25 protein-coding genes are annotated in these 26,547 nt (G+C 44.9%); 8 read left to right on the top strand and 17 right to left on the bottom strand.

Going from position 1 to position 26,547, the window contains the following annotated elements; genetic code table 11:
* Positions 1 to 91: 91 nt before the first annotated feature.
* Positions 92 to 1,048 carry an ion transporter gene (locus J8L84_RS08010; protein ID WP_211070226.1) on the bottom strand — a complete coding sequence of 319 codons (957 nt, stop codon included), beginning with the start codon at positions 1,046 to 1,048 and terminating at the stop codon, positions 92 to 94.
* Positions 1,049 to 1,137: 89 nt separating this feature from the next.
* Here J8L84_RS08010 and J8L84_RS08005 point away from each other — a divergent pair, with 89 nt between their 5' ends.
* The gene (locus tag J8L84_RS08005) at positions 1,138 to 1,890 is read left to right on the top strand and encodes a CBM9 family sugar-binding protein (RefSeq protein WP_211070225.1); all 753 of its coding nucleotides are present in this window, start codon (positions 1,138 to 1,140) and stop codon (positions 1,888 to 1,890) included.
* Positions 1,891 to 1,981: 91 nt separating this feature from the next.
* Here the strand turns inward: J8L84_RS08005 and purD are convergent, their stop codons facing one another.
* The 6 genes from purD to prmA form a co-directional block, all read right to left on the bottom strand.
* Positions 1,982 to 3,274: a phosphoribosylamine--glycine ligase gene (gene purD, locus J8L84_RS08000; RefSeq protein ID WP_211070224.1), complete on the bottom strand. Its 1,293-nt coding sequence runs from the start codon at positions 3,272 to 3,274 to the stop codon at positions 1,982 to 1,984.
* Positions 3,275 to 3,301: 27 nt separating this feature from the next.
* A complete protein-coding gene (locus J8L84_RS07995) occupies positions 3,302 to 4,117 on the bottom strand; it encodes a class I SAM-dependent methyltransferase (protein WP_211070223.1) in 816 nt (271 codons plus the stop codon).
* 583 nt (positions 4,118 to 4,700) lie between these two features.
* Entirely contained in the window at positions 4,701 to 6,299 is a 1,599-nt protein-coding gene (purH, locus tag J8L84_RS07990; protein ID WP_211070222.1) for a bifunctional phosphoribosylaminoimidazolecarboxamide formyltransferase/IMP cyclohydrolase, read from the bottom strand.
* Positions 6,300 to 6,380: 81 nt separating this feature from the next.
* Positions 6,381 to 6,674: a DNA-binding transcriptional regulator Fis gene (gene fis / locus J8L84_RS07985; RefSeq protein ID WP_012520109.1), complete on the bottom strand. Its 294-nt coding sequence runs from the start codon at positions 6,672 to 6,674 to the stop codon at positions 6,381 to 6,383.
* A gap of 30 nt (positions 6,675 to 6,704) precedes the next feature.
* Positions 6,705 to 7,703 (bottom strand): tRNA dihydrouridine synthase DusB, encoded by a 999-nt coding sequence (dusB, locus tag J8L84_RS07980; RefSeq protein ID WP_211070221.1) that lies wholly within the window; start codon positions 7,701 to 7,703, stop codon positions 6,705 to 6,707.
* A 235-nt stretch (positions 7,704 to 7,938) separates the two neighbouring features.
* Positions 7,939 to 8,820 (bottom strand): 50S ribosomal protein L11 methyltransferase, encoded by an 882-nt coding sequence (gene prmA / locus J8L84_RS07975; RefSeq protein WP_211070220.1) that lies wholly within the window; start codon positions 8,818 to 8,820, stop codon positions 7,939 to 7,941.
* 276 nt (positions 8,821 to 9,096) lie between these two features.
* On the opposite strand from prmA, the gene J8L84_RS07970 reads away from it, so the two are divergent.
* Together J8L84_RS07970 and J8L84_RS07965 are read left to right on the top strand one after the other, a co-directional pair.
* Positions 9,097 to 9,864, top strand: a complete 768-nt coding sequence (locus J8L84_RS07970; protein ID WP_211070219.1) for a transporter substrate-binding domain-containing protein — start codon at positions 9,097 to 9,099, stop codon at positions 9,862 to 9,864.
* A 279-nt stretch (positions 9,865 to 10,143) separates the two neighbouring features.
* Positions 10,144 to 11,793 carry an amidase gene (locus tag J8L84_RS07965; RefSeq protein ID WP_211070218.1) on the top strand — a complete coding sequence of 550 codons (1,650 nt, stop codon included), beginning with the start codon at positions 10,144 to 10,146 and terminating at the stop codon, positions 11,791 to 11,793.
* Between the two features lie 92 nt (positions 11,794 to 11,885).
* Here J8L84_RS07965 and J8L84_RS07960 read toward each other — a convergent pair whose 3' ends face one another.
* From J8L84_RS07960 to J8L84_RS07950, 3 genes are all read right to left on the bottom strand, one after another.
* Positions 11,886 to 12,179, bottom strand: coding sequence for a high-potential iron-sulfur protein (locus J8L84_RS07960; RefSeq protein ID WP_013786614.1), 294 nt, complete (start codon positions 12,177 to 12,179; stop codon positions 11,886 to 11,888).
* A 256-nt stretch (positions 12,180 to 12,435) separates the two neighbouring features.
* On the bottom strand, positions 12,436 to 13,134 hold the full coding sequence (locus tag J8L84_RS07955) for a flavin reductase (RefSeq protein WP_211070217.1): 699 nt from the start codon (positions 13,132 to 13,134) through the stop codon (positions 12,436 to 12,438).
* On the bottom strand, positions 13,127 to 13,318 hold the full coding sequence (locus J8L84_RS07950; protein ID WP_211070216.1) for a CPXCG motif-containing cysteine-rich protein: 192 nt from the start codon (positions 13,316 to 13,318) through the stop codon (positions 13,127 to 13,129). Before J8L84_RS07950 ends, J8L84_RS07955 begins: the two co-directional genes overlap by 8 nt.
* A gap of 201 nt (positions 13,319 to 13,519) precedes the next feature.
* Here J8L84_RS07950 and J8L84_RS07945 point away from each other — a divergent pair, with 201 nt between their 5' ends.
* Together J8L84_RS07945 and J8L84_RS20430 are read left to right on the top strand one after the other, a co-directional pair.
* Positions 13,520 to 15,652, top strand: coding sequence for an exonuclease domain-containing protein (locus J8L84_RS07945; protein WP_211070215.1), 2,133 nt, complete (start codon positions 13,520 to 13,522; stop codon positions 15,650 to 15,652).
* Between the two features lie 159 nt (positions 15,653 to 15,811).
* Positions 15,812 to 16,102: a TIGR03643 family protein gene (locus J8L84_RS20430; RefSeq protein WP_348771827.1), complete on the top strand. Its 291-nt coding sequence runs from the start codon at positions 15,812 to 15,814 to the stop codon at positions 16,100 to 16,102.
* Between the two features lies 1 nt (position 16,103).
* Here the strand turns inward: J8L84_RS20430 and J8L84_RS07935 are convergent, their stop codons facing one another.
* From J8L84_RS07935 to J8L84_RS07905, 7 genes are all read right to left on the bottom strand, one after another.
* A complete protein-coding gene (locus J8L84_RS07935) occupies positions 16,104 to 16,550 on the bottom strand; it encodes a hypothetical protein (protein ID WP_211070213.1) in 447 nt (148 codons plus the stop codon).
* Between the two features lie 254 nt (positions 16,551 to 16,804).
* Positions 16,805 to 17,743 (bottom strand): hypothetical protein, encoded by a 939-nt coding sequence (locus tag J8L84_RS07930; protein ID WP_211070212.1) that lies wholly within the window; start codon positions 17,741 to 17,743, stop codon positions 16,805 to 16,807.
* Between the two features lie 451 nt (positions 17,744 to 18,194).
* Entirely contained in the window at positions 18,195 to 19,538 is a 1,344-nt protein-coding gene (gene accC / locus J8L84_RS07925) for an acetyl-CoA carboxylase biotin carboxylase subunit (RefSeq protein ID WP_211070211.1), read from the bottom strand.
* 14 nt (positions 19,539 to 19,552) lie between these two features.
* Entirely contained in the window at positions 19,553 to 20,017 is a 465-nt protein-coding gene (gene accB, locus J8L84_RS07920; RefSeq protein WP_211070210.1) for an acetyl-CoA carboxylase biotin carboxyl carrier protein, read from the bottom strand.
* 14 nt (positions 20,018 to 20,031) lie between these two features.
* Entirely contained in the window at positions 20,032 to 20,472 is a 441-nt protein-coding gene (gene aroQ, locus J8L84_RS07915; protein WP_211070209.1) for a type II 3-dehydroquinate dehydratase, read from the bottom strand.
* Positions 20,473 to 20,747: 275 nt separating this feature from the next.
* Positions 20,748 to 21,599 (bottom strand): M23 family metallopeptidase, encoded by an 852-nt coding sequence (locus J8L84_RS07910; protein WP_211070208.1) that lies wholly within the window; start codon positions 21,597 to 21,599, stop codon positions 20,748 to 20,750.
* 49 nt (positions 21,600 to 21,648) lie between these two features.
* Positions 21,649 to 23,586, bottom strand: coding sequence for a protein-disulfide reductase DsbD (locus J8L84_RS07905; protein ID WP_211070207.1), 1,938 nt, complete (start codon positions 23,584 to 23,586; stop codon positions 21,649 to 21,651).
* Between the two features lie 202 nt (positions 23,587 to 23,788).
* Here J8L84_RS07905 and J8L84_RS07900 point away from each other — a divergent pair, with 202 nt between their 5' ends.
* The 3 genes from J8L84_RS07900 to groL all read left to right on the top strand — a co-directional run bounded on the left by J8L84_RS07900 (position 23,789) and on the right by groL (position 26,531).
* Complete coding sequence (locus tag J8L84_RS07900) at positions 23,789 to 24,340, top strand: FxsA family protein (protein ID WP_211070206.1); 552 nt, start codon at positions 23,789 to 23,791, stop codon at positions 24,338 to 24,340.
* Between the two features lie 219 nt (positions 24,341 to 24,559).
* Complete coding sequence (locus tag J8L84_RS07895; RefSeq protein WP_013786601.1) at positions 24,560 to 24,850, top strand: co-chaperone GroES; 291 nt, start codon at positions 24,560 to 24,562, stop codon at positions 24,848 to 24,850.
* A 40-nt stretch (positions 24,851 to 24,890) separates the two neighbouring features.
* Complete coding sequence (gene groL, locus J8L84_RS07890) at positions 24,891 to 26,531, top strand: chaperonin GroEL (RefSeq protein ID WP_211070205.1); 1,641 nt, start codon at positions 24,891 to 24,893, stop codon at positions 26,529 to 26,531.
* Positions 26,532 to 26,547 lie beyond the last annotated feature (16 nt).

The following is a 26,547-nucleotide window of genomic DNA, read 5'->3' as shown; positions in this document are numbered from 1 at the left end:
AAATGACGGGTACTAGTTATAAGCCCACTGACACCATTAATCAAGAGTTAGACTTAAGTAAGGGGTAGAGTGAGCAATTACCCAGCACATTTTAGGTCTCTTTTTCACGGGTGTCGTTTTTATGATGATGTTGCAGTAAGCGAATGATTAGTCGAGCTTCTTCTTCATCTAAATCAAGAAGTGCTCGCATTCTCTCTAGGTGATTAGCATCGTGTTCGCTGAATTTCCCATCTTCTAACACCGTGCGAACGGTCTCTTTAAAGCGGTCTCGTTTTAGCTGCATTTGGGCAGTAAAACTGGATGACAATATACCCGCTGGCAGGGCGTAAAAGCAGATCCCTAAAATGGTGATTAAACCGCCAAACATTTTGCCACCAGGCGTGATGGGAACAATATCACCGTAGCCAACAGTGGTCAGTGTTACCAAAGCCCACCATAGTGAAGCGGGTATACTACTAAAAGCGTCGGGCTGCGCGGTGTGTTCAATATAATAAATGCAGGTGGCTGCAATAACGGTAAACAACATGAGCACGCTGAGGGCGGCAATTAATGCATGAGACTCGTTTCTTATGACGGTGATAAGCGTTTGCATCGAGCGTGAGTAACGGCCAAGCTTTAAAATTCGAAGCACTCTGAATACCCTTAATATGCGTAAATCCAGGGTAACAAACATGCTTAGGTAGAAAGGTAATATGGCAAGCAAATCAATCAATGCCATGGGGCTTTTTAGATAGTACCAGCGCTTTTGCCAAGGGGTATTAAATTGAATGTCTTTTGATGACGTTAACGCCGAAGACGGCGCGGCGCTGCTACTCCAAATACGAAGTACGTACTCAAGAGTAAAAAGCGCAACAGAAACCACTTCAATAATGTGTAGCTCTGTACTGTATTGTGAAGAGGTGCCCGGTACGGTAGATAGCATCATGGTGGCGATATTAATCACAATGACAGTCACTAGTATCACATCAAAGTACTTACTTGCGTTGTGATGTGATTGAGCATCTTTATAAGAAGCTAAAATATTGTAGCAAGTGGTCTGAAGTGACATAAATGCCTTTGCGTTACAGGTACAGTTTAATACTCTACCAAGAATCGGCAGGTAAGCAAAAATACGCAGCAATAAAATAAGGATTAATTATGAAGGCAAGTCATTGGCTGGCGGCAATAATATGTACAGCCGCAGCTACAACAGGTGCTAATGCAGATGAAGCACTGCATATTAAAGCTGCACCCACAATTGATGGGGTAGCGAACGAGGCACTTTGGGAAGGGGATGATTGGTATCCTATGAATGAAGTGATCATAGGTGATACTCCTGCTGCCAGCGATTTTACGGGCAAGTATAAGCTTCGCTGGAACGAAGATGCCTTGTACTTATTGGCCGAAATTCGAGACGATCATTTATCTGACACTTACGCATCGCCATTAGAGCGCTATTGGGATGATGACTGTTTAGAAATATTTATTGATGCTGATGGCTCCGGTGGCGATCACTTCAACAACTATAACGCCTTTGCATACCATTTAGCGTTAGACAACCAAGTGGCGGATATCGGCCCTAGCATGGCAGCGGAAAATAAGGGTGAAGCTGTGCCTCAGCTTTATAACGACCATGTTGATAGTGCGTGGCAACGCCAGTCAGATGCCCCGTATGTGGTGCACTGGGAAACCGCAATAAAAGTGTATGCTGATGATTATGTTCACGGTGAATCAAATACCCCGGAGACGCTGAAAAAGGGTATGAAGCTTGGTTTTATGTTGGCTTATTGTGATGCCGACGGCGGCGATAGAGAGCATTTTATGGGGTCGCACCCTATAACCCCAATAGACGGGGATAAAAACCAAGGATATAAAGATGCGTCTGTATTTGATGTGCTTGAGCTAAAGTAAACTTGGGTTGATACAAACAAAAACGCCGCCTAAATATCAGCTTGGGCGGCGTTTGAATATGCATTTATTTAGCGCTTCTCTCAATAAGCGCTCAGTCAGCGCTAGACTCACGGGCAATGGCACGGTAGCCAATGTCGGTACGAAAATACGCGTCTTTGAACTGTATTGCATTTACCAGCTCGTACGCTTTCTGCTGAGCTTCAGTAACGTTATTCCCCATAGCAGTGGCGCAGAGTACGCGGCCCCCGTTAGTCACCACTTTGCCGTCTTCTAATGACGTACCAGCATGAAAAACTTTGCCGTCTAATTCGGCTGCTTGCTCAAAGCCAGTGATTTCATCGCCCTTGTCGTAACTACCAGGGTAACCTCCGGCTGCCAGAACGACACCAATGGCGGCACGTGAATCAAACTCAATGGTTTGGCTATCAAGCTCGCCCTTACAGGCTGCTTGGCACAATGCGACGATGTCTGATTGCAAACGCAGCATAATAGGCTGGGTTTCTGGATCGCCAAAGCGGCAGTTGTACTCAATGACTTTAGGCGTACCATCGGCCATGATCATAAGACCCGCGTACAAGAAACCCATGTAAGGGTTACCTTCTGCTGCCATACCTTCAACGGTAGGCATAATGACTTCTTTCATCACGCGATCGTGAATTTCTTGTGTTACCACTGGGGCAGGAGAGTATGCACCCATACCGCCTGTATTAGGACCTTTGTCGCCATTAGCGGCGCGTTTATGGTCTTGGCTGGTGGCAAAAGGAAGCACGCTTTTACCGTCTACCATAACGATGAATGAAGCTTCTTCACCATCTAAGAATTCTTCTACTACTACACGGCTGCCGGCTTCACCAAATGCGTTACCTGCTAACATGTCGCGAATAGCGTCTTCTGCTTCTTGTAGCGTCATCGCTACAATCACGCCTTTACCTGCCGCTAAGCCGTCTGCCTTAATCACAATAGGCGCGCCTTTTTCACGCACATAGGCGATGGCAGGGTCAATCTCAGTAAAGTTCTGATATTCAGCGGTAGGAATATTGTGGCGAGCAAGAAAATCTTTAGTAAAGGCTTTAGACCCTTCAAGCTGCGCTGCAGCTTGAGTAGGGCCAAAGATCATTAAGCCTTCGTTAGTGAACGCATCTACTACACCTGCAACCAACGGCGCTTCTGGACCCACAATGGTCAATTCAACATCGTTGCCTTTGGCAAAAGACAGTAAGCCTACAATATCGTTTACATCAATAGCCACATTTTCTAGTTTGGGCTCTATTGCTGTACCCGCATTACCAGGGGCAACAAACACAGTTGAAACATCAGAAGATTGCGCCGCTTTATACGCTAGCGCATGCTCGCGGCCACCGCCGCCAATTACAAGTACGTTCATTAACTATTCCGTTTTAAGGTTTTGATTTTACGACTTAGGTTTTACGAATTTAAGTGTCATGCGATTACTCTCACCAATGGCAAGGTACTTCTCACGATCTACATCTTTTAATCTTAGGCTAGGAGGAAGCGTCCATACACCGCGTGGATGATCAGCAGTGTCTCTAGCGTTTGCATTAATATCACTTGCTTCTTCAAGCTCAAAGCCTGCTTTTTCCGCGGCAGCAACCACGAAAGAGCGCTTCATGTAACCACTTTTTTCCATTGCTGAGTCGTCAGCAGATTCTGGTAATTCATGTTCTACCACACCCAACACGCCGCCTGGCTTAAGGGCTTTGAAGAAAGCGCCGAATGCGTTATCGATACCTTCAGTACCTTGCCCCATGTACCAATTATGAATATTACGGAAGGTAAGTACCACATCGGCACTGCCAGGCTCTGCAATATCAAGGGCTTTAGTTGGGTGGAAAGCAGTAACTTTCACGCCTTGATATGGGGCGCTGTCTTTTACTTTTTGATTGAAGTTTTCTAGTGATTTGCGGTAATAATCGTTGGTCGATTCGTCAACGAAGAAGTGAGCAGCAATATACTGGCCTTCTTTTTGAACCAAAGGCGCAATAATGTCGGCATACCAGCCGCCACCCGGCGCAATTTCTACTACTGTCATGTTTGGCTTAACACCAAAGAATCGCAGCGTTTGTTGAGGATTACGGAATTCGTCACGTACTTTGGCTTTTGCTGAGCGGTGTTCGCTCATGGCAGCATCTGATATAGCATCGGCGCTAGCATAGGTTGCTGACATGCCAAGTGTTGCTGCGAGTACTAATGTGGCTAACTTCTTCATTGTTATTTCCTTATTATCATCGAGGGTAACGGCGATTACGTTAACTGCTAATACTGATAAACACCAGTTTCAGATTAAGCTTATCAACAAACTATGATACCTACCCGACACCCAACATGCTAAATCTGTACTCTGCCGTTTTGCTTTTTATGGCTTAGAGCTCAAAGCGAAGAGCGAGAGCAGAAGGCATTCAAAACACGCGGTAAACCCATCCATGGGCGCTCTGCCACAGCATCCATGCTGTGGAAGGTTTCGAATGCCTTCTGCTCTCACTCCTATCAACCGGCGTCATGCTTTTTAAATTCGAGATCAAAATTATTTGCAAGCGCAGTACACCACGACTTTGGCACTTTGTTGCAGCATTCATGCTGTGGAGGGTTTTGAATGCCTTCTATAGTATGAGTTTTTAGCGTTTACCGCACTTTTATTCAACTGCAACTGTAGAACCTAGATATCAAAAGAGGGGAAGTGAATGCCAGTACTAAACCCTCTGCGGCAAGGATGCCGCCGCGGAGCCCCCATGGATGGGTTTACGGCGTGTTTAGTACTGGTATTTGCTTCCCCTCAAGTTGTCTACGCCCAATTAATGGCGGAAGTGGCGCATTCCGGTGAACACCATGGCGATGCCGTGTTCGTCGGCTGCATCAATCACTTCTTGGTCGCGCATTGAGCCACCAGGCTGAATGACGGCTTTAATGCCAGCTTCTGCGGCAGCATCAATGCCATCGCGGAATGGGAAGAAAGCGTCAGATGCCATTACAGAGCCTGCAACTTCTAGGTTTTCATCAGCGGCTTTAATGCCTGCAATTTTAGCAGAATATACGCGGCTCATTTGACCTGCACCCACACCTACTGTCATACCGTCTTTGCAGTAAACAATGGCGTTAGATTTCACGTATTTCGCTACTTTCCAGCAGAACATCAAATCGCGAAGTTCGTCTTCTGAAGGCTTAAGTTTGGTGACTACTTGAAGGTCTTCCATTTCAACCATGCCGAAGTCGCGCTCTTGAACTAACAGCCCGCCATTAACACGTTTGAAGTCGTAACCGTCAGTCAGTTGACCAGCCCAATCACCACACGCTAATAAGCGTACGTTTTTCTTCGCGCTAACAATGTCTTTTGCTTCGTCGCTAACCGTAGGTGCAATAATCACTTCTACGAACTGACGATCTACAATGGCTTGTGCCGTTTTTGCATCTAGCTCACGGTTAAACGCAATAATGCCGCCAAACGCAGAGGTAGGGTCGGTTTTAAACGCGCGGTCGTAGGCAGATAAGATATCTTCGCCAATAGCGACACCACAAGGGTTAGCGTGCTTAACAATAACGCAAGCTGGCTCTTCAAATTCTTTAACACATTCTAGGGCTGAGTCGGTGTCGGCAATATTATTGAACGACAATTCTTTACCTTGAAGCTGAGTGGCAGTAGACACTGACGCTTCTTGAATATCGTTTTCAACGTAAAACGCAGCGCTCTGATGGCTGTTTTCACCGTAACGCAAATCTTGCTTCTTGCTGACTTGAACGTTGAACGTACGTGGGAATTCGCTGTGCTCATGGCCGCATTCATCTTCGCAATCAGCAGTATCGATACGCGCGCCAAAGTAGTTAGCAATCATGCCGTCGTATTCAGCAGTATGCTCGAACGCTTTAATGGCTAGGTCGAAACGGGTTTTGTAAGTCAGTGAACCTTCGTTTGCTTCCATCTCAGCTAGAACGCGGCCGTAGTCGGCAGCTTTAACAACAATGGTCACATCTTTATGGTTTTTAGCCGCAGCGCGAACCATGGTAGGGCCGCCAATATCGATATTTTCAATAGCGTCTTCTAACGTGCAATCGTCGTTAGCCACTGTTGCAGCAAATGGGTAAAGGTTCACTACCACCAAATCGATGGGAGCAATGTTGTTTTCGTCCATTACCGCTTCATCAATACCACGACGAGCCAAAATGCCGCCATGAATTTTAGGGTGAAGGGTTTTAACGCGGCCAGCCATAATTTCTGGGTGGCCTGTGTGATCAGACACCTCTGTTACTGGTAAGCCAGCTTCAGCGATGAGTTTAGCAGTACCGCCCGTCGACAGAAGTTCTACCCCAGCGTTATGCAGCGCGGTGGCGAAATCGAGGATACCGGTTTTATCAGAGACACTTAATAGAGCACGTTTAATGGGTTTTGGTGTTTGCATAAAATATAAGCTTCAAAGTTAAGAGTGGTGAAACAAAAAGAGCACCTGTAGGTGCTCTTCGGTGGGCTAGGCCCGGTGATTTTAGTTCATGCCGTACTGCTTCAGCTTTTTGCGAAGCGTGCCACGGTTGATTCCCATCATGATGGCTGCGCGGGTTTGATTGCCGCGGGTGTAAGTCATAACTTCTTCCAGCAGCGGGGCCTCAACTTCGGCCAGTACCATTTCGTACAGATTATCGATATTGGCGTTGTCCAGTTGCTTCAAGTATTTATTAACCGCTTGCTTTACTGAGTCACGAAGTGGCTTTTGTGCTTGCGTTTGAGAAGGCGTAGTTACTGTAGTAGTAAAAGGTGAAGTCACGTTTTGATCGAACATAATACTGTCTTGCTCTTAAGTTAGTCATTACTATGCTGCAGGAGAAATCTGTCGGGTTTCTCGATTCTGCAGCGCTTCAAAATAAGCGTTTAGTGCTTCAAGTTGCGCTGACGCATCCTCGATAGCGTTGAACGATTTACGAAATTGACGATCCGTATCGTGTTCCGAGAGATACCAGCCCACATGCTTGCGGGCAATTCTTACACCGGCGACTTCACCGTAGAAGCTTTGTACATTAGCGACGTGCTCGTGCAAAATCTCATACTGTTCAGACAATGGCGGTGGCGGTAGGTTCTCGCCAGTTTCTAGGTAATGCAGGATCTCTTTAAAGATCCAAGGATTGCCTTGAGCACCGCGACCTATCATCACACCATCTGCACCGGTACAATTCAGTACCTGTTGTGCTTTTTCAGGAGAGGTAATGTCTCCGTTGGCAATTACGGGTATCGAAATTGCCGCCTTTATACGACGGATAGTGTCGAACTCCGCCTCTCCTTTGTACATACATGCTCGCGTTCTACCGTGAACAGCCAGTGACTGTATGCCGTTTTGCTCAGCAATGCGGGCTATCTCAACCCCATTGCGGTTATCGGTATTCCAGCCGGTACGAATTTTAAGTGTCACAGGCACATCAACAGCGTTAACTACCGCTTTAATGATTGATTCCACCGTGCTCGGGTACTGAAGCAACGCGGAACCTGCCAGTTTCTTATTCACCTTTTTGGCGGGACAGCCCATATTGATATCGATGATTTGCGCACCGTTCTCAACATTAAATTGTGCCGCTTGGGCCATAAGCTCTGGATCAGCGCCTGCAATCTGTACAGAACGAATACCTTCTTCGCCCTCATGATTCATTCGTGCTTGTGATTTTGCGGTATTCCATACCTTTGGATTGCTAGAAAGCATTTCCGATACCACAAGCCCCGCACCCATACGTTTACATAGTTGACGAAATGGACGGTCAGTCACGCCAGCCATTGGTGCTAGCATCAAATTGTTGTCTAACGTGTAGGGACCAATTCGCATATTTCGCCATCTAGAACTGCACAGAATTTATACACCCGGCTAAAACGGGGCGCTAAGTGTACGTGTTTTCGCAATACTTGAAAAGGCTAAAAATCACACAAAATTTCACTCTATGGGCTTGACAGTGAAAAAAAACTGTAACATTAGCTATCTATCACTGTTTTGCAGAGTGAATTTTGTGCAATTCTCTTAAAGGCCGCGAATTGAAAGGCATTGAAAGACAAAAAATTTACATTTAGGCGTGTTTTTTACCAGACACTCGTGCCCATTCTCCATCAATCGCACTCTCATCAAGGGCGAAATCTCGGGTGTAGGCAGCTTCAATTTTGGTTACTTGTTCGGCAAGAATGCCCGAAAGGACGAGTAAGCCCGACGGTTTGCAGTAAGATGAAATAACATCTTGAAGTTCTAGAAGTGGCCCAGACAATATATTCGCCATCACTACATCGGCCTCTAGTGTGGGCTGATCAGCGGGCAAGAATACATCCAGTCTATCTTCAACACCGTTACGGCGGGCATTTTCTTGTGTGGCTTGAAGGGCTTGCGGGTCGATATCAATAGCAACTACCCGTTTAGCACCTAATTTAAGTGCCGCTAGGGCTAAAATGCCTGAGCCACAACCAAAATCCACAACCACTTTATCGGCAACGTCTATACCGTCTAACCAACGTAAGCAAAGGGCAGTAGTAGGGTGAGTACCCGTTCCAAAGGCAAGACCTGGGTCTAGCATAACGTTAACGGCATTAGGGTCTGGTACATCACGCCAGCTTGGACAAATCCACAAGCGGGTACCAAATTGCATGGGGTGGAAGTTATCCATCCACTCACGCTCCCAGTCTTTATCCTCAAGGGGCTCTAGTTTGTATTTAAAATCTGAACCTAGAATGCGCGCTTTGCCTAATCGTTTGATGATGGCTTTCATGTCATCGGTGGCTTCAAATAAACCCACCACTTGCGTGTCGGGCCACAGCATGATTTCGCCGGGCTTGGGCTCGTACATAGGCGTGTCTTTCGCGTCTACGTAGGTTACAGCTTGCGAACCATTGGCACTAAGCATATCGCCAATTGATTCAGCATATTCTGAGGAGGTATTTATTCGTAACTGTAGCCAGGCCATATTCACACATGTTCAAAGGGTTTGGCTATATTGTACCGCTTGGCTAGTTAAAGCGAAATCATAATGCTGGCAGTAACGCGCGAATTAGCCGTTCGTTTGGGCGTTTTATCCAGTATTTTCATGTGAAAGCGTCTTTTTTTATCAAACTTAAGTATAAAGCGCATGTTTCTTAGCTTCTGTTTTTAAAGGGTTTTTGAAATCATTAAGTCTTTTGGCGAATGGTTATTTATTGGCAAGTGTTTATAGTTAATACGTGTTCCATTACCATTTCGCCTTATGCACTATATTGTTGTACTTTTAATTATTTTGTTCTCTTCACACGCCGCATTTGCAAAGCAAATTGAAGTGGTCGTGGGTTGGACAAAACCTCCCTATGTTATCTCAGAACAAGATTCAGGCTTTGAGTTAGAACTAGTGCGGGCAATATTGCTGGAAATGGGGCATGACATGTCGCCTATTTATGTTCCCTTTGGCCGTACCGCCAGCCTAGTGAAAAAAGGCGGGATGGATATAGGGCTAACCTTAAACCCTGGCCACGATATTGACCCAGCTATACTGACTGATGCCTACGTTTATTATCAAAATGTTGCGGTAAGCCGTACTGACAGAAACTTGGAAATTAACGAAATAGAAGACTTACTCGGCCATAGCGTGATTGCTTTTCAAACGGCAATATCGGTATTAGGTGAAGAGTTTAAAAATACACTAGCCCATCAAAAAAACTATATGGAGCTTGCTCAACAAGAAAGGCAGGTCAATTTGCTACTGCTTGGCAGTGTGGATGTTGCGGTGCTTGATAGAAATATTTTTCAATACGTTAAACATCAGTTGCCTGTCGAAAAGCAACACGATACAAAAATACATGAGTTGTTCCCTGTTTCCTCCTACAGTGCGGCCATTCGCGATGAGCAATTAAGAAACGAGTTTAATAGCGTATTGGCTCAATTTATAAAAGACGGGCGTTACCAATCTTTACTTGATGAATTTGGTCTATTTAATTTTATTGAAGAACTGCCTGCGCAACCTGCTAAAAAACTGAATTAAGCTTCATTGAATAGTCGCTCTTCGCGGTTTTCTACTTACTATCTTCAAACTCCCCGCCTTATAACCAAAGCCTCATAATCAAAGCCCCATAACCCAAGCCCCTCAATCACAGCAATAAGGCTCGCATTTCAATCTGTTATGTCTTCATTTGTCGCGTTTGCCGAATAAAATGAAGGTTTGAACCTAGTTAGCCACGTATTGCGTAGTAATCGTTTCTATGCACTACTAAGATATTCAAAACTAAAATGCAGATATCTTAAGAACTTGGGGATGAAACACATGAGGGTTACGCTTTTTTACGCCGCCGCTATATTACTTTGCACAGCATGTGCACCATCGCAGACGACCACAAAAAATACATCTATTGGACGTTCAGACGATGGCGCTGTTTCGGCGCCAGTGACGTCTTGGTTAGATAAATCTGCACTAGAGCAAGCGCAGGCAATAGCAGCAGGTGAATTATCGTCTGAGGCGTTAGTAAAGGGCTATCTTGCTAGAATCGAAAAGCTTGATGGTGATGTAAATAGTATTTTGGCACTCAACCCCAATGCTATTGAAGAGGCAAAAGCGGCTGATTTGGCACGTAAAAATAGAATGCGAAAAGGGCCGCTGTTTGGTCTGCCTGTTTTACTGAAAGACAATATTGAAACCAGCGAGCTACCGACTACCGCAGGCGCGATGGCGCTTGTTAATAATGATACAAAGCGAGATGCCCCTATTGTGGCTCGCCTAAAAGCTGCGGGCGCCATTGTGTTAGGTAAAACTAACCTATCTGAATGGGCTAACTTTCGGTCTGAATCTTCTATTAGTGGTTGGAGCGCCGTAGGCGGGCTAACCCGAAACCCGCATATGTTGTCTCGTAGTGCGTGTGGCTCTTCGTCTGGTTCTGGTGCTGCGATGGCATTGCGTTTGGCATCTTTAGCGGTGGGCACTGAAACCAACGGTTCTATTATTTGCCCTTCTTCAATGAACGGTATTGTAGGTTTTAAACCCACCGTTGGGCTATTATCGCGTACCCACATTGTACCCATCTCGTATACCCAAGATACCGCAGGCCCTATGACCGCAAATGTTAACGATGCATGGTTAATGGCTTCAGTGATGGCAGGTGTAGATCCCAAAGACAGCGCCACTAAAGACGCTAGTAAGCATATGCTTAGCGCGCCGCAGCAAAGCATGTTAGCGAGCGATTTAAAAGGCGTGCGTGTTGGCGTTGTGCGATATCGTCAAGGTGATAACCCTCATGTGCTTTCTACTTATGAAAAAGCCCTAAGTAGCTTAACTGCCGCAGGTGCTGAACTGGTGGAAATTAGCGATTTCAAACAACCTGAAAGCTTTTGGGCAGACTCTTATCAAGTGTTACTCAGCGAGTTTCATTACACGATAAACGAATACCTTGAAAATAGCCCTGCGGATATTCCTGTGCGCAGCTTGTCGGAACTTATCACTTACAATCAAGCTAGCACTCGAGAGCTCGCGCTATTTAATCAAGATATATTCGAAAAGGCCGTGAACACAGACGATACCAAGAGCCAAAAGTACACCTCAGCGTTAGCGCTAGTGAGGGAAACCGCTAAACAGAATGGTATTGATGCCTTAATGGCAGAGCACAAGGTTGATGTACTTGTGGCACCTTCAAATAGCCCCGCTTTTCTGATTGATGGCGTGTATGGCGATCACTCCCCAATGGGCTTTATTGGTATTGGGTATTTGGCGGCTATTGCCGGTTACCCGCACCTTACAGTGCCCGCGGGTGAGGTTAAAAATCTTCCGGTGGGGATCAGCTTTATTGGCAAGCAATGGGACGATGAAAAAGTGTTACGCATTGGCAGTATATTTCAAGCGAAGCACGGGGCGTATATAAAGCCTGGTTTATTACCAAGCCGCCTACATAACCCCGAGTTGTTAAAGGCTGTGAAAGGGTTGTAGTTAGTTTAAACAGCTTAATGTAATGGCAAAAAAAAGCCCCAGTGTCGCTTCATATGTGCGCGAGACTGGGGCTTTTTCAATAATTCGCTTTATTAGCCTGGGCGTTTAACCCACGCACTACACCAACCATTGGCGTTAACCAATTTGTTAGGGAATATGGCACAAGGGCGGTGTTGTTCACCGTCGGCACCTTGAATGTACATGCAGTTATTACATTTAGCACCGTCTACAGTAGACGCCGCAGTATAGTTTAATGCTTTCGCGCTTGGATCATCTGCTTGTAATTGTTCTTGCGCATTAGCACGTAACGCAACGCTTCCTAACGTTAGGCCTATCAAAGATGTACCTGACAATTTCAGAAAGTCACGACGGTTTACAGACTTCATAATTCTCTCCAATTGAGATAATAACGATAATGATTCTTTTTTACTCAGCGCCTAAAACGCAAAAACCTGCCGCAAGGCAGGTTTTGAATATTCTAATTATACTATAACCCGTGGCGTTTGGATCTAACACAAAGCAATAAAGATTTGTTGATATAGATTAACTGTTGCCACCTGAACAACGCCTGAACAGCTAGCAAAATCAATGTTATATGGCATATACGCGCCGTTAATTTATGCGCCAGTTGCTAAACATGAATTATTTTTTAGTTATGCTCGTCTTTGTTAAAGGCTCGTTGGGTTTAGCATAAGCATATTGGGCTATCTTATGCGTACTGTGATAAGTGTCTAGCCCCGAAATGCACGAGGTTTGCAATGATTCAATATCAACATAACCATCTTCGGCGATAGCATTTTTTGGATTGGTATTTTCAGGGGCAGCACTCTGGGCATTGCTTCGCTCAGTAATAAAGACCTCTTGAATTTCACCTATAATCATTTCGGTTTGATTACACAACGTAAAATGCTGTTCTACTTTCAACCCCATCTTTACTGCGCTTTCTTTAACGTAAGGCGCGCTGAATGTGTCACTAAACCAGGGCGTTAGCCCGACCTCTTCGAACTCACTCACTCCATTATCGTACCGTGCAGACGTTTGATGCGCTTTGTCAGTCCAGCTCGTGTGAACATGATTTAACGTGAACACGCCTTGCTGCTTAATATTGGATAGAGAATCTCGCTGTACAGTGTGCGGACGCATAATAATGCCCAGCAATGGTGGGTTGGCCCCCACATGAACCACAGAACTAATAATCGCTAAGTTGTTGAATCGGCCATCGGTAGTGCCAAGTAAAGAGGAAGATTTAAAGCCTGATAAGCTATTTATAAAGTTGGCGCGATAACGTTGTGGCAGTGCATTGATGTCTTGCAACGAAAAGTGGGTACTACTGTCAGGCATTTTCCTGCTCCGCAATAATAGTTAAGTCTTCGCCTTGTTGATAGACGCCAAGTTCAATAGGTTGGCAACATACTTGGCAATCAAGTACCTGCACCTGACCAACATCATTAACCTCGTCAATTTCTACATCATTGGCTGCCATGCAATAGGGGCAAGAGAATTCCATCGATCTCGTTAAGCTCATGATTTCCTCGTATGTGAATTACGTTGTGATAGTTATTACGAGTAAAGTAGAAAACTGGATTGACTGCCAACTTAGCATTGTGACTTAACAAACCACTACGCAAAAGCCCGTGCACCCGCGCATGAAATAAAAAGGGAAAAGGTTGAATAATAGGGCTGTATAAATATACACTAATCAAGTATGCAATAGTTTGGTTTTATAATGCGAAAAGATTTGCCACCACGATATTACTTAGCCCACTTTTTTGAATTCTTAGCATTCTTTAAAGGGGCGAATGCTGCGTTGTTAAGCGATAACGCGCGTGACTTTATAGAAAGCTTTAACCAGCTAGATGCTGATAAGCAATGCATCATCGTGCGTGCGGCTAATCGTAAATATGCGGTCATTGATAGATCACAGTTTTCTTATGCAGAAATAGGGAACCCTCAGCAGCAAATTGATGAACTGATTGAAGCTAAGTGGTTCGGCGATTTGCACCATGCTTCGCTACAAGATATTGCAGGCGTACTGACCAAAGACGCGATTTTAAGGTTGTTAGGTGAATACGGTGCCACTCAAGGTTTGGCATCATTAACTAAGCCCGTGCTTGTCTCGCGCTTAGAAGCCTGTATCAATCAGCATGGCTGGCCTGAAGGGCTAAATGAGCATACCTACTTAGTGTGTTTGTTTGATGCACCGCTAAAATTTTTATTATTCCTTTATTTTGGCAATACCAAAGGTAGGCTAAATCAATTCTCTATGCGCGACTTAGGCGTCATGCGTACGCGGGGCGATTCAGTGTCAGACATTACCCGTTTCGACAGTAAAGCAGATGCTGAAGCAGCCTGGTTTTATGCAAACCAATTAGAAAAGCTCCCTTTTCTTTCGTCAGCACAAGCTAATGCATTAGCCCAAGACTCCTTCCCCAACAGCGATGGCGTATCGGCTACGTTTTATCGCGATCAGTTTCTGTATGCATTAGCGTTAAAGTTACTAGGCGAGCACCGAGAACAGGCGCTTCTTTTGCTATATCAAGCTCAAAGCGATAAAGCGAAAGAGAAATGGATTAGAGAAAGCTATAAAGACGGCAACATCGATAGTGTTAAGGAAGTGCTAGAACACATTATCGATTCGCCACCTTCCGATACGCTGCTGGCATTTGCTGAAGATTTTTACGCTAGGAAATACCATAAAAAGCGCACCAGTGCAGTGACCGATATGCTAAGAAATGCAAGCCGCACTATTGATATTGATGTTAGCCAGAATCAACAGGTAGAGCGTGGCGTATTAGCCCATTATAAACGCTTGGGTATTACTGGTTGGCGTACCGAGAACCGATTATGGCGCAGCTTGTTTGGGCTAACCTTTTGGGCACAGTTATATGAAGAAGATACGCTAGTCACTGAGTTTGACAGGCGGCCACTATCACTTAAACAAAACAACTTTTATGCCCGTTTTGGTGGCAGTATTGAAGCCTTATTTGAACGGTTAGATAGCAAAGATAAGTTTCGCCACCACTTGCACAAAATGGCGACAGCCCACTATGGCAAAGTGAATAGCTTATTCATGTGGAGCAGCCACTTGCTTGAACCTATCGATGCTCTTATCAAGCACGGGGAGCTTAGCGCTATCGTTAATCTGCTTCGAATGATGAGTGAAGATTTTGCCTCTTTAAGCGACGGCTTCCCTGACATTATGGTGTTTGATGAAAAGCTACGCTTTGAAGAAGTGAAAGCGCCGGGTGATCAGTTAAGACGCAATCAATTGGTGTCTATTCAGAGGTTGCAACGTGCAGGGTTTGAAGTTGCTGTTACTACGGTAAATTGGCATCGCGATCCTAACCAGCCTTATGTGGTGGTTGATATTGAAACCACAGGGGGCAACAACAGCTACAATCGAATTACTGAAATTGGCATGGTGAAAATTGTTGCGGGCGAAGTGGTGGATACTTATCAAACCTTGATCAACCCGCAGCGACGAATTCCGGCTACCATCACACGCCTTACCGGTATTTCTGATGATATGGTGGCTGATGCCCCATTATTTGTAGAAGTCGCTGAAAGTATTGCTAACTTTACCGACGAGGCGGTATTTGTGGCGCACAACGTTAATTTTGATTATGGCTTCATTAAGCAAGAATTTGCACGGTTAGAGCTGCCTTTCAAACGACCTAAGCTGTGTACGGTTCGAGAAATGCGAAAGGTGAACCCAGGGCTACCCTCATATTCATTGGCTAACCTTACTCGGCATTTCGATATTAAAATGGAGCAGCATCACCGCGCGCTCTCTGACGCAAAGGCGGCCGCAGCTTTACTTGATATCATTCTAACGATGTCTGCCGAAACGATTAAATAAATGTAAGGTTAGGTAAGGCTAGGTAAGGTGAACATTTTTTCTATATTAGCGTAGAAGTAGTGTTAAATAACAAGAGCCAGCAGTATGCGATATATCGAAGAGCAACATAACGAAGAGCATCCTTCAAAAAAGCGCCCGTCAAAAGAGCATCCAACAGAGATTTATCCCTTAGAACGTCAGTCTAAAGGGCGGCTTACCGAGGTTGAGCAGTCTCGCGTAATTGAAATGGCGTGGGAAGATAGAACCCCTTTCGAGGCAATCGAAAACTTATATGGCTTGCCTGAAAAAGAAGTTATTAAACTGATGCGCCAGAATTTAAAGCATAAGACATTTAAAAATTGGCGAGCAAGAGTGTCTGGACGCAAAACCAAACACGAAATTTTACGTCCAGCTGGCGTAGAAAGAGGATATTGCCCTTCTCAGTACAAACCTAAGAGTGCGAATAAGTAACCTATTCTTCCGCTGGCTTCAACGGCTTCACGGCAGTGACTGGCAGAAGTAGCATCATGAGTTGTTGACGCCAAGGCGTGGGAAATAACGCCGTAGAGCCGTCTTGTGCAGGCTTAGCCTCTGAAATTTGTTGTTTATAGGCTTTATAGTCGGGGCAGCTTTTTTTAAGGCTTTCAATGCGACTTAACACCGAGTCGATAAAAATAGCAGGGCTACGTTGGGTGTTCTGCTTTAAATCTAATACCAGTTCACGCAAAACATAGGCTTCCCATTCAGAACGGTATTCTCGTTCTAGCTTGCTAGGGTCGTGGGAAAGCTCTGCCATTTCTTGTTGTAACTTCACTTCGTTTTCGGGCTTATCGTAAAGCACACGCAGGGCAAGCAAAACGTCGATAGACAGGCGTGAAACAGGGAGTTGAGATTTTAGTTCTTCGTAGCGTTTGGGCACCTTGTTAACCTTTTTACCTAAGTGGTAAATATTGAAAAATGAGCAGTAATCGATAGCGCTTTGTGTTAGTAGACACTACCATACTTTAGTAAGCTGCTATAGTAAATGACTGCGCTAACAAGCGGTTATGCGAATTAAAAAAACGTAATGCGCTGTTGCTGAACTTTAGTGTGTGGCACAAACGTAATAAAGAGTGCACTGTCAAAGTGCGTACGCGTTCTTGCTGTTTGGCCCATCATTTTGGTGGGCCTTTTTTATTGCTCAAATGACACCTTTATGCCAGCAAGTAGCCTACTAACGCTGTCTACCACATCGGCACGAATAAACCACTCTGTGTCATTAATAAGGGTAATGTCACCGCTTATTTCAGCTGAAGCGCCATGCCCGGTACCTAAAAAATCTTCAGTTAGCTCAGCCCTAGGACCAAAGCCTTCACTCACATAAGAATAGTGAGAAAAGTAGGATAAAGGGTAGTTACCCATGCTAGTTTTTCCACTTAAACCAATAACAAACTTTGAACTCGAAGATGACAGTTGTTGCACAGACTCAACGAACAAGGTGTGAGATGGGTTGTATTGCCAGCGATATTCACCGCGAACAAAATTGCTGTCAGTCATTCGTTCTACACTCACTTCATAGCTGTGGGTCTGCCCCATTTTTGCTGAGTATTCTAATTCAACATAGTTGAGCTGGTGGAAGCTATCAAACGCACTATTGGCATTAGTATTATCAAGCTCGCCAATAACTAGTTCTATTTCGCTGTCCTTTTGCAGGGCATAAACACTTCGCATGCCTTTAATCCACCCGTCTTTAGACAGCCCTGACGAAGAAACGCGGCCTTTATAAGTGGGTATTATTCCTGCCTCCATTTTTCCTTCAGAAAATTCATAGCGTAAATATAAACGCCTAGCGTAAAGGTGATCTGAAGTTTCACTGCCGAAGGTGTTGTGGCTGGACGCAAAAGACTCCCCGGTTACCACAAAGCTGTTTAACGACCACGCATCATCGGAGGAGAGGGAAATAGAAGGGTAATAACGCATTCTATACTGGCTTCTATGATCTCTATCAGAGCGCTCATCAAAACGAAATTGCATATCTAGCTTCTGTGAAAAGCTTAAGCTTTCGCCTACCGCGTTTGTAGATACAAAAAGAAAAAGAACACCAAATATTGTCGTGCTTTCAGCCCATTTCATTCAAGTAGAGTCCAAATCATCAACGTGTAAATTAATTCTAATAAACTTATACGAGAAAAAGTGTGACTTGGGTAAAAATAAATGAAGAAAATAAGGACAAAAAAAAGCCGGCGAAAGGCGCCGGCTGAAGACTGGAGGTGGACTCCAATGAGGGTAAACACATAAAACACAACTAAAGTTTCAATAGCAGGGAGGGCTAGGAAACTGAGTTCAGTATATGCCTGCACTCCTCATTTGAAAAACCTTAAAATTTGATTGTTCTAATCGTAAAAACAGAATGAACCACGTGGGCTTTTGAAAAGTAAAGCATGAATAGTAATTGGGTAGAAAGGTAGCGTGTAACTAAAGCGGCTTGAAAATGTATTGTAGAAAAAGCGTCAGTGCATACGGAAATATTAGAAAGGAAATAAAATCAGCGCCGTGTAAAACACGGCACCGAATTTTGAGTCTGTTAGGCTATGCCTAGTTTCTTCTCAAGGTAGTGGATGTTTGTTCCACCAGCAAAGAAGTTTTCGTCGGCCATAATAGCGCGCTGTAGTGGAATATTTGTTTTTATTCCCTCAATAACTAGCTCATCTAATGCATGTCGCATTCTAGCTATGGCCTCGTCACGACTTTCACCAAAGGTAATCAATTTACCAATCATAGAGTCGTAGAAAGGCGGCACGGTATAGCCAGAATAAATATGAGATTCCCAACGAATACCTAAGCCACCTGGCGAATGAAAAATATCAATCGTGCCTGGGCTAGGGATAAAGGTTTTAGGATCTTCAGCGTTAATTCGACATTCTATAGCATGACCACGAATTTGAATTTGCGATTGGTCGATAGACAGAGGCTGACCTGCCGCAATGCGCAGTTGTTCTTTAATTAAGTCAACGCCGGTGATCATTTCTGATACTGGGTGCTCAACTTGAATACGAGTGTTCATTTCAATGAAATAGAACTCGCCGTTTTCATACAAGAACTCGAACGTACCAGCGCCGCGATAACCAATTTCTACACAAGCTCGGCGACAACGATCGCCAATCTTGTTACGCATTTGCTCAGAAATACCAGGTGCTGGTGCTTCTTCTACCACTTTTTGGTGGCGACGCTGCATAGAACAGTCACGTTCGCCTAAGTGAATCGCATTACCTTGGCCATCGGCTAAAATCTGAATTTCCACGTGACGTGGATTTTCTAAGAATTTCTCCATGTACACGGTAGCGTTACCAAATGCCGCGCCTGCTTCAGCTTGCGTGGTTTCAATAGCACTAATGAGTTCCGCTTCACTGCGAACCACACGCATACCACGACCACCGCCGCCACCAGCTGCTTTAACAATAATTGGGTAACCAATGCGTTTAGCAATGGCTTTATTTTTATCATTATCGCCAGTAAGCGGGCCGTCTGAACCAGGTACACAGGGTACGCCAGCTTTCTTCATGGCACTAATTGCCGACACTTTATCACCCATCAGGTTAATGGTGTCTGCGGTAGGGCCAATAAAGATAAAGCCACTTTTCTCTACTGCCTCAGCAAAGTCGGCGTTTTCTGCTAAAAAGCCGTACCCTGGGTGAATAGCAATAGAATTTGTGACTTCTGCCGCCGCAATAATGCGAGGAATATTCAAGTAGCTTTCGGTTGCTGAGGCTTTACCGATACAAATCGACTCGTCTGCCAGCAACACGTGCTTTAAGTTTTTGTCAGCCGTAGAGTGTACCGCAACGGTTTTGATGCCAAGCTCTTTACAGGCACGCAAAATACGAAGGGCAATTTCACCACGGTTTGCAATGAGTACTTTATCTAGCATAGTACGAAGCCCGCTTATTCAATGATGAACATGGCTTGATCAAACTCTACTGGGTCTTGGTTATCTACCAGTATTGCTTTAACCACACCAGATTTGTCTGATTCAATTTGGTTCATCATCTTCATCGCCTCAATAATGCAAAGCGTGTCGCCTGCATTAACCGTTTGACCCACTTCAGCAAACGGTTTTGCTGTAGGTGAAGATGCGCGATAGAAAGTGCCTACCATTGGTGACTTAACCACATGGCCTTCTGGCGCTGCAGGCGCTGCTGCTTGTGCAGGTTCAGCCGCCGCAACAGGTGCTGGAGCAGGAGCTGGTGCCGCATGAGCTGGTGCAGCAAAGCTATAGTTCATTGGCGCTTGAACGCCAGTTGGGCCGCGATGAATTCGAACAGACTCTTCGCCTTCAGTGATCTCAAGTTCGGCGATGCCAGACTCTTCCACTAATTCGATGAGTTTTTTGATTTTTCTAATATCCATGTTCAGTCTCTACGTTAATTTTTTGATTGCGGTAAATTGATGGCGGCGGTCAAGGCTAGTGAATAGCCAATGGCACCAAGGCCAACAATGACGCCTGCCGCAACATCTGAGAAATATGAGTGATGTCGAAATGATTCACGGGCATGAACATTCGACAGGTGTACTTCAATAAACGGGATATTGACACTTAACAAAGCGTCGCGAAGTGCAACGCTGGTATGAGTGAAAGCAGCGGGGTTAATAATAATTGCGTCGATATTACCCATAGACTGATGAATACGGTCGATAAGCGCATGTTCTGCGTTCGACTGAAAATGGGTAAGAATGGCATCAGACGATTTTGCCTGCGCGCTCAGATCATCAACGATGTCCTGTAACGTTTGTGTGCCATACTTATCGGGTTCACGTTGTCCTAACATATTTAGGTTAGGGCCGTTCAGTAACAAAATATTCATTAAAGTTGCTGCTATCTTCGGGAAAAAGTCAGTGTATTTGCCATTTCAACAAAATTTTATGACAGTTGCACGAAAAAAAGACAATTAATCCGGTCGTTTATTCATTTAGACGTTGATTATAGAGATAGTGAAAGATTTCGCAGCAAAATACTGGTCTAATCAGGTGTTTTCGACGCAAAGTTCTCTTTCCAGTCTATGCGTGACCACAGGTGTGAGGCGGTGTATAAGAAAGTGCGTATGTGAATTTTATGTGATGCTCATATGAATAGTGAAGCTCATTCGAGTTCATTTTTTAACGTAAAAGGCACCGACATGTACCTTCCTTCGTACTTCGCCTTATACACAGCGAAGTGCAAATGGGGCAGTGATGAAAACCCTGTATTACCAGAATAACCAATGAGTTCTCCTGCTTTTACTTTTTGCTCTCGCGTCACTACCACGCCTTTATATTTCAAATGATAATATTCGCCTGTGGTGCCATCGTCGTGCAGGATGGCAACAAAATTTGCATGCTTAGCAAACCGTTTGGAAGCGCCGCCTAATTGTCCATCATCCTTTGTATCTATGACTATCCCATCACGTGCGGCGAATACGGGAGTGCCAACCGGCGCTGCAAAATCTAATGCATAGCGAGAAGCGCCAGTATGACTATAGCCGCCCCCAAAACCTTGTACTACAGGGTAATTACCCGCAGGGCGAAGCGGTGGCAAATAAGTCACATCGTCATTGTGCACAGCATTCAGCACCCCTGAAGTCCAGCTTACTTTCATAGAATGCCAAAACCGTCGGGGGCTTTTGATTACCCCCATTAAAACAGGTGCATCGTCGTTTAAAAATACGCTGGATGTTGACCTGGGCGCAAGCCCACTGGGTGGTAAGTCAGACGTAAGCCCGCTGGCTGATAACGTAAGCACAAGAGGCAGCGGTACCTTTCGCTGTGCATAGACTTCATAGTTGCCATTGGTGGGCGGCGAAATACTGATACAAAATCGATTGGCATCGTAGCAACCGGGCGCTTGGGTGGTCAGGTTTTGCTTCACGGTCTCTTGCGCCATCAGCGTTTTAGATGGCACGCATAAGGTAAGAGCGAACAAAAGCGTGAGTGAAAAGTGGGATATTAGGGGCATAGCTCACCCTTGAATTACGGCGAAGTGTAATCAATCACCAATCATAATGTTAAAACGTATTCTCAACATGTTCAGCAAAGGCTGGCGCTTTCATAAATCCGGTTACCCGAGACTGCGTTAGCTCATTACCGCTTTCATCGAAAAATAAAATGGTCGGCAACCCAAGAATAGAAAATTCTTCCTGAAAGGCCGTGTTGTTGGCAGAGGTATCGGTTAAATCTATCTGCATCCACACGGTATTATTAAGCGCATTAATAACATTAGGATCAGGGAAGGTATATTTTTCAAACTCTTTACAGGCCACACACCAATCGGCGTACAAGTCCACCATCACCGTTTTGCCTCGTGAATTGGCTTCCGCAACTTGCTGGCGTAAATCATCTAAATTCTCAACGACAATAAACGTAGGGTGAGCTAACTGGCTGTGCTGCGTGGCAGTGTCTTCAGGTGAAGTAAGGGTGTTATAGGCTAGCAGCGCACTGGCGAACAAACCTGCCGCTATAACTAACGTTCGCACGTATTTCAAAATGCCTTTTTGGCTCGCTTCGTTTACCACAAAATAATAGCCAAATGCCCCTAAACCTAGGGCTGCCCATAGCAAGTTAATGTATTCGCTAGGCCATGCTTTAGGCCATAAACGCTCTACAAAAACGATGGCCACCGACAGCATCATAAAGCCAAACGATACTTTTACCACGCTCATCCATTGACCCGCTTTAGGTAGCAATTTAGAGCCGGTGATGCCAAATATGATAAGGGGAATGCCCATGCCTATGCTCAATACATAAAGCGATATGAAGCCAAGGGTTAAGTCGCCGCTTTGTGCAATAAACAACAATATGCCAGTTAATGGCGCCGTAGTGCATGGAGAGGCAATTAGCCCCGATAACGCACCCATAGCGAATACACCCGCCATGCTGCCGGGCGTTTGGTTGTTACTTAAATTGGTCAAGCGGGTTTGCCACTTTGCAGGAAGCTGAAGCTCGTATCGGCCAAACATGGCTAACGCCAGCAGAACAAAAATACCAATAAAAATACCCAGAATGAGCGGATGTTGAAGTGCAGCCTGAAATTGCATTCCCGCCGACGCCACAACCAAGCCTAATATAGAATAGGTAATGGCCATACCTTGTACATAAATAAACGTAAGCCAAAAGGCGTTGCTGGTTTTAGCTTGTTTACCTTGGCCAATCACAATGCCCGACACGATGGGGTACATAGGGAACACACAGGGTGTAAAGGCAAGGCCTATGCCTAGCACAAAAAATAGCACTAGGGTAAGTGCTAGGTTTTCTTTATTAATGAGCTTATCGGCTAGAGAATATTGAGACGCTTGTGAACCATTCTGGCTGTTCTGCGAGACACTCTGTAAATCTGTCAAGGTGGAGGCAGGGCCATTGTTCGAAGTACTGCTTTTCGAAACACTGGTACCAGCGTCACTGGCAAGGGCATTCAAATAGACGGTTTTAATATTCGGAGCATAACAAAGCCCCGCATCGGCGCAGCCTTGATAGCGTATTTTTACAATACCGTCGTCGGTGGCTTGAGTAATAGGAACGGTTAGCGTGACTTCGTTATAAAATACTTCCGACTCGCCAAAGTATTCATCTTCAATGATCACGCCTTTTGGAAAGCTCGGTTCCCCAATAGAGGCTTGCTTAGCCACTAATTTAAATTGCTTTTTATAAAGGTAATAACCGTCGGCAATACTAAAGGTAAGGCTTAGGGTGTCGCCTGCCTGATTGAAGTCGAAAACAAAGGCTTGATCTACTTTTAAGAATTCTTCTTGGTTACTGAATACATCGTCAAACCCACCCAGGTTCTGACTTGAAGGTTGAGCGGAGGTCTGAGGCGACGACTGCGCTGTAATTTGTTCCGTGCTCTGCACCGAAAGTTGTGCATTAGTTTGCGCATGGCCAGGCAGCGCAAGCGAGGCTAAAAATAGACTACAAGCGACAAAAGAGAACAAACGGGTGATGTACTTCATATAACGACTTTCTTTATCCTAAAGCTATTGGCCTGTAAAAATGTAAGACCGAGATGTATACGCTATTCTTTCACAAACCCAGTTTAACACAGCTACCGTCGGTCGCTTGAGTTTGCCACTTAACCCAAAGCGTTGCACCTTCGCTTGTTATTGTGGTCTTTACCCCAATACTATTCTATGACTAGATAAAAGAGGAAATGTTGTGCGGTTTTTATTTTTATTGTTTGCCATATTACCCATAGTAGAAATTGCCCTGTTAGTTCAAGTGGGTGGCATAATTGGTGGCTGGAACACTATTGGTCTGGTGATACTAACGGCATTCATAGGTGCTTACTTTGTTAAGCGTGAAGGTATAGCAACATTACAAACCGCACAGGCAAAAATGCAGCGCAATGAACTGCCAGGCAAAGAAATGGTAGAAGGCCTAATGCTGGTAGTTGCCGGTATTTTATTAGTTACCCCTGGCCTTATCACCGACGTTCTTGGTTTTATGTTTGCGTTGCCAGGCTCTCGCCACCTTATTGCATCACAGCTAAGTAAGCACATGAAACTCCGTGTGGTTACTCAAGCGGGCGGATTTAATCAACAAGCTGGCGGGTTTAATCAGCAGGCTGGCGGCGCACAGTACAATCCATTTGAAAACCCATTTAATCAGCAACAGTCTGGTCAACCAGGCAGTTCAGATAATGGTGATGTGTTTGAAGGTGAATTCTCAGACAAAACACAAAATGATGCAGATAAACGCCTTAAGTAATGTGTGCTTTTGGCCTTAAGTGCAAGCTTTGAGCATTAAAATCAATTTTTTTACATTTTTTTGCTCAAAAACCCTTGAACTTGCATGGCTACTCCCCCATTTATCCTCGCAGATACGATTTTAACTGCTCGGTAACGAGCAACCCAAGCATACGACATACAAATCATTGTGTGTCGACAATCATTAACTTGAATAGTGAAATTTTCAGGAGACTTGAAAATGGCAATTCGTCCTTTACACGACCGCGTAATCCTTAAACGCGCAGAGCAAGAAAGCAAATCTGCAGGCGGTATCGTTCTGACTGGTTCAGCAGCAGAAAAATCTACACGTGGCGAGATCATCGCTGTAGGTAACGGCCGCATCCTAGAAAATGGCGATGTTAAAGCGCTAGACGTTAAAGTTGGCGACACCGTTATTTTTAGCGAAGGCTACGGCGTTAAAACTGAAAAGCTGGATGGTGAAGAAGTTCTGATCCTAAGCGAAAGCGACATTCTTGCGATTGTTGAGTAATTACAACTAACGTTAAACGAATTAAGAGAGGAATTTAATCATGGCAGCTAAAGAAGTACGTTTTGGTAACGACGCTCGTACAAAAATGCTTAAAGGCGTAAACACGCTAGCGAACGCAGTGAAAGTTACACTAGGTCCTAAAGGCCGTAACGTAGTACTAGATAAGTCTTTCGGCGCTCCTACTATCACTAAAGATGGTGTATCTGTAGCCAAAGAAATCGAGCTTGAAGACAAGTTTGAGAACATGGGCGCACAGATGGTTAAAGAAGTTGCGTCTAAAGCGAATGACGAAGCGGGTGACGGTACGACTACTGCTACCGTGCTTGCACAAGCTATCGTAACTGAAGGTCATAAGTCTGTTGCTGCAGGCATGAACCCAATGGATCTTAAGCGCGGTATCGACAAAGCAGTACTTGCTGCGGTTGAAGAGCTTAAAGCCCTATCTACTGATTGTGCTGACAGCAAGTCAATTGCTCAGGTTGGTACTATCTCTGCAAACTCTGATTCAGAAGTTGGCGACATCATTGCGCAAGCAATGGAAAAAGTAGGTAAAGAAGGCGTAATTACCGTTGAAGAAGGTCAAGCACTTCAAAACGAACTAGACGTTGTTGAAGGTATGCAGTTCGACCGCGGTTACCTATCTCCTTACTTCATTAACAACCAAGAGAACGGTACTGTTGAACTAGACAGCCCTTTCATCCTATTGGTTGATAAGAAAATTTCTAACATCCGTGAGTTGCTTCCTACCCTTGAAGGCGTAGCGAAAGCAGGTAAGCCACTGATGATTATTGCTGAAGATGTTGAAGGCGAAGCCCTAGCTACACTAGTAGTTAACAACATGCGCGGTATTGTTAAAGTTGCTGCTGTTAAAGCACCTGGCTTTGGCGACCGTCGTAAAGCAATGCTTCAAGACATCGCTATCCTTACTGGTGGTACGGTTATCTCTGAAGAGATTGGTCTAGACCTTGAAAAAGTAGAGCTAGAAGACCTTGGTACTGCTAAGCGCGTAGTTATCAACAAAGACAATACCACTATTGTTGATGGTAACGGCGACGAAGAAGCGATTGAAGGCCGTTGTGCTCAAATTAAAGGTCAGATTGAAGACTCTTCTTCAGACTACGACAAAGAAAAGCTTCAAGAGCGTTTAGCTAAGCTTTCTGGCGGTGTTGCAGTAATTAAAGTGGGTGCAGCTACCGAAGTAGAAATGAAAGAGAAGAAAGACCGTGTTGAAGATGCATTGCATGCAACTCGCGCCGCGGTTGAAGAAGGCGTAGTACCTGGTGGTGGTGTTGCGCTAGTTCGTGCAGCAGCTAAGCTTGCTAGCCTAACTGGCGAAAACGAAGACCAAACTGTAGGTATTAAGCTTGCTCTACGTGCAATGGAAGCGCCTCTACGTCAAATCGCTAGCAACGCCGGTGCAGAAGCATCTGTTGTGGTTAACGAAGTGAAAAATGGCGACGGTAACTACGGTTACAATGCGGGCAACGACACGTACGGCGACATGCTAGAGATGGGTATTCTTGACCCAACTAAAGTAACGCGCTCTGCACTACAGTTTGCAGCATCAATCGCTTCACTTATGATTACGACTGAAGCCATGATTGCTGATATACCTCAAGAAGAAGCAGCGCCTGCAATGCCTGATATGGGCGGCATGGGCGGAATGGGCGGCATGATGTAAGCCACCCAAGCTTAAT

This window comes from Alteromonas sp. MMG017 (genome assembly GCF_018100795.1).
In the GTDB taxonomy this organism is placed as follows: domain Bacteria; phylum Pseudomonadota; class Gammaproteobacteria; order Enterobacterales; family Alteromonadaceae; genus Alteromonas.
This window is presented reverse-complemented; position numbering and strand designations above follow the sequence as displayed.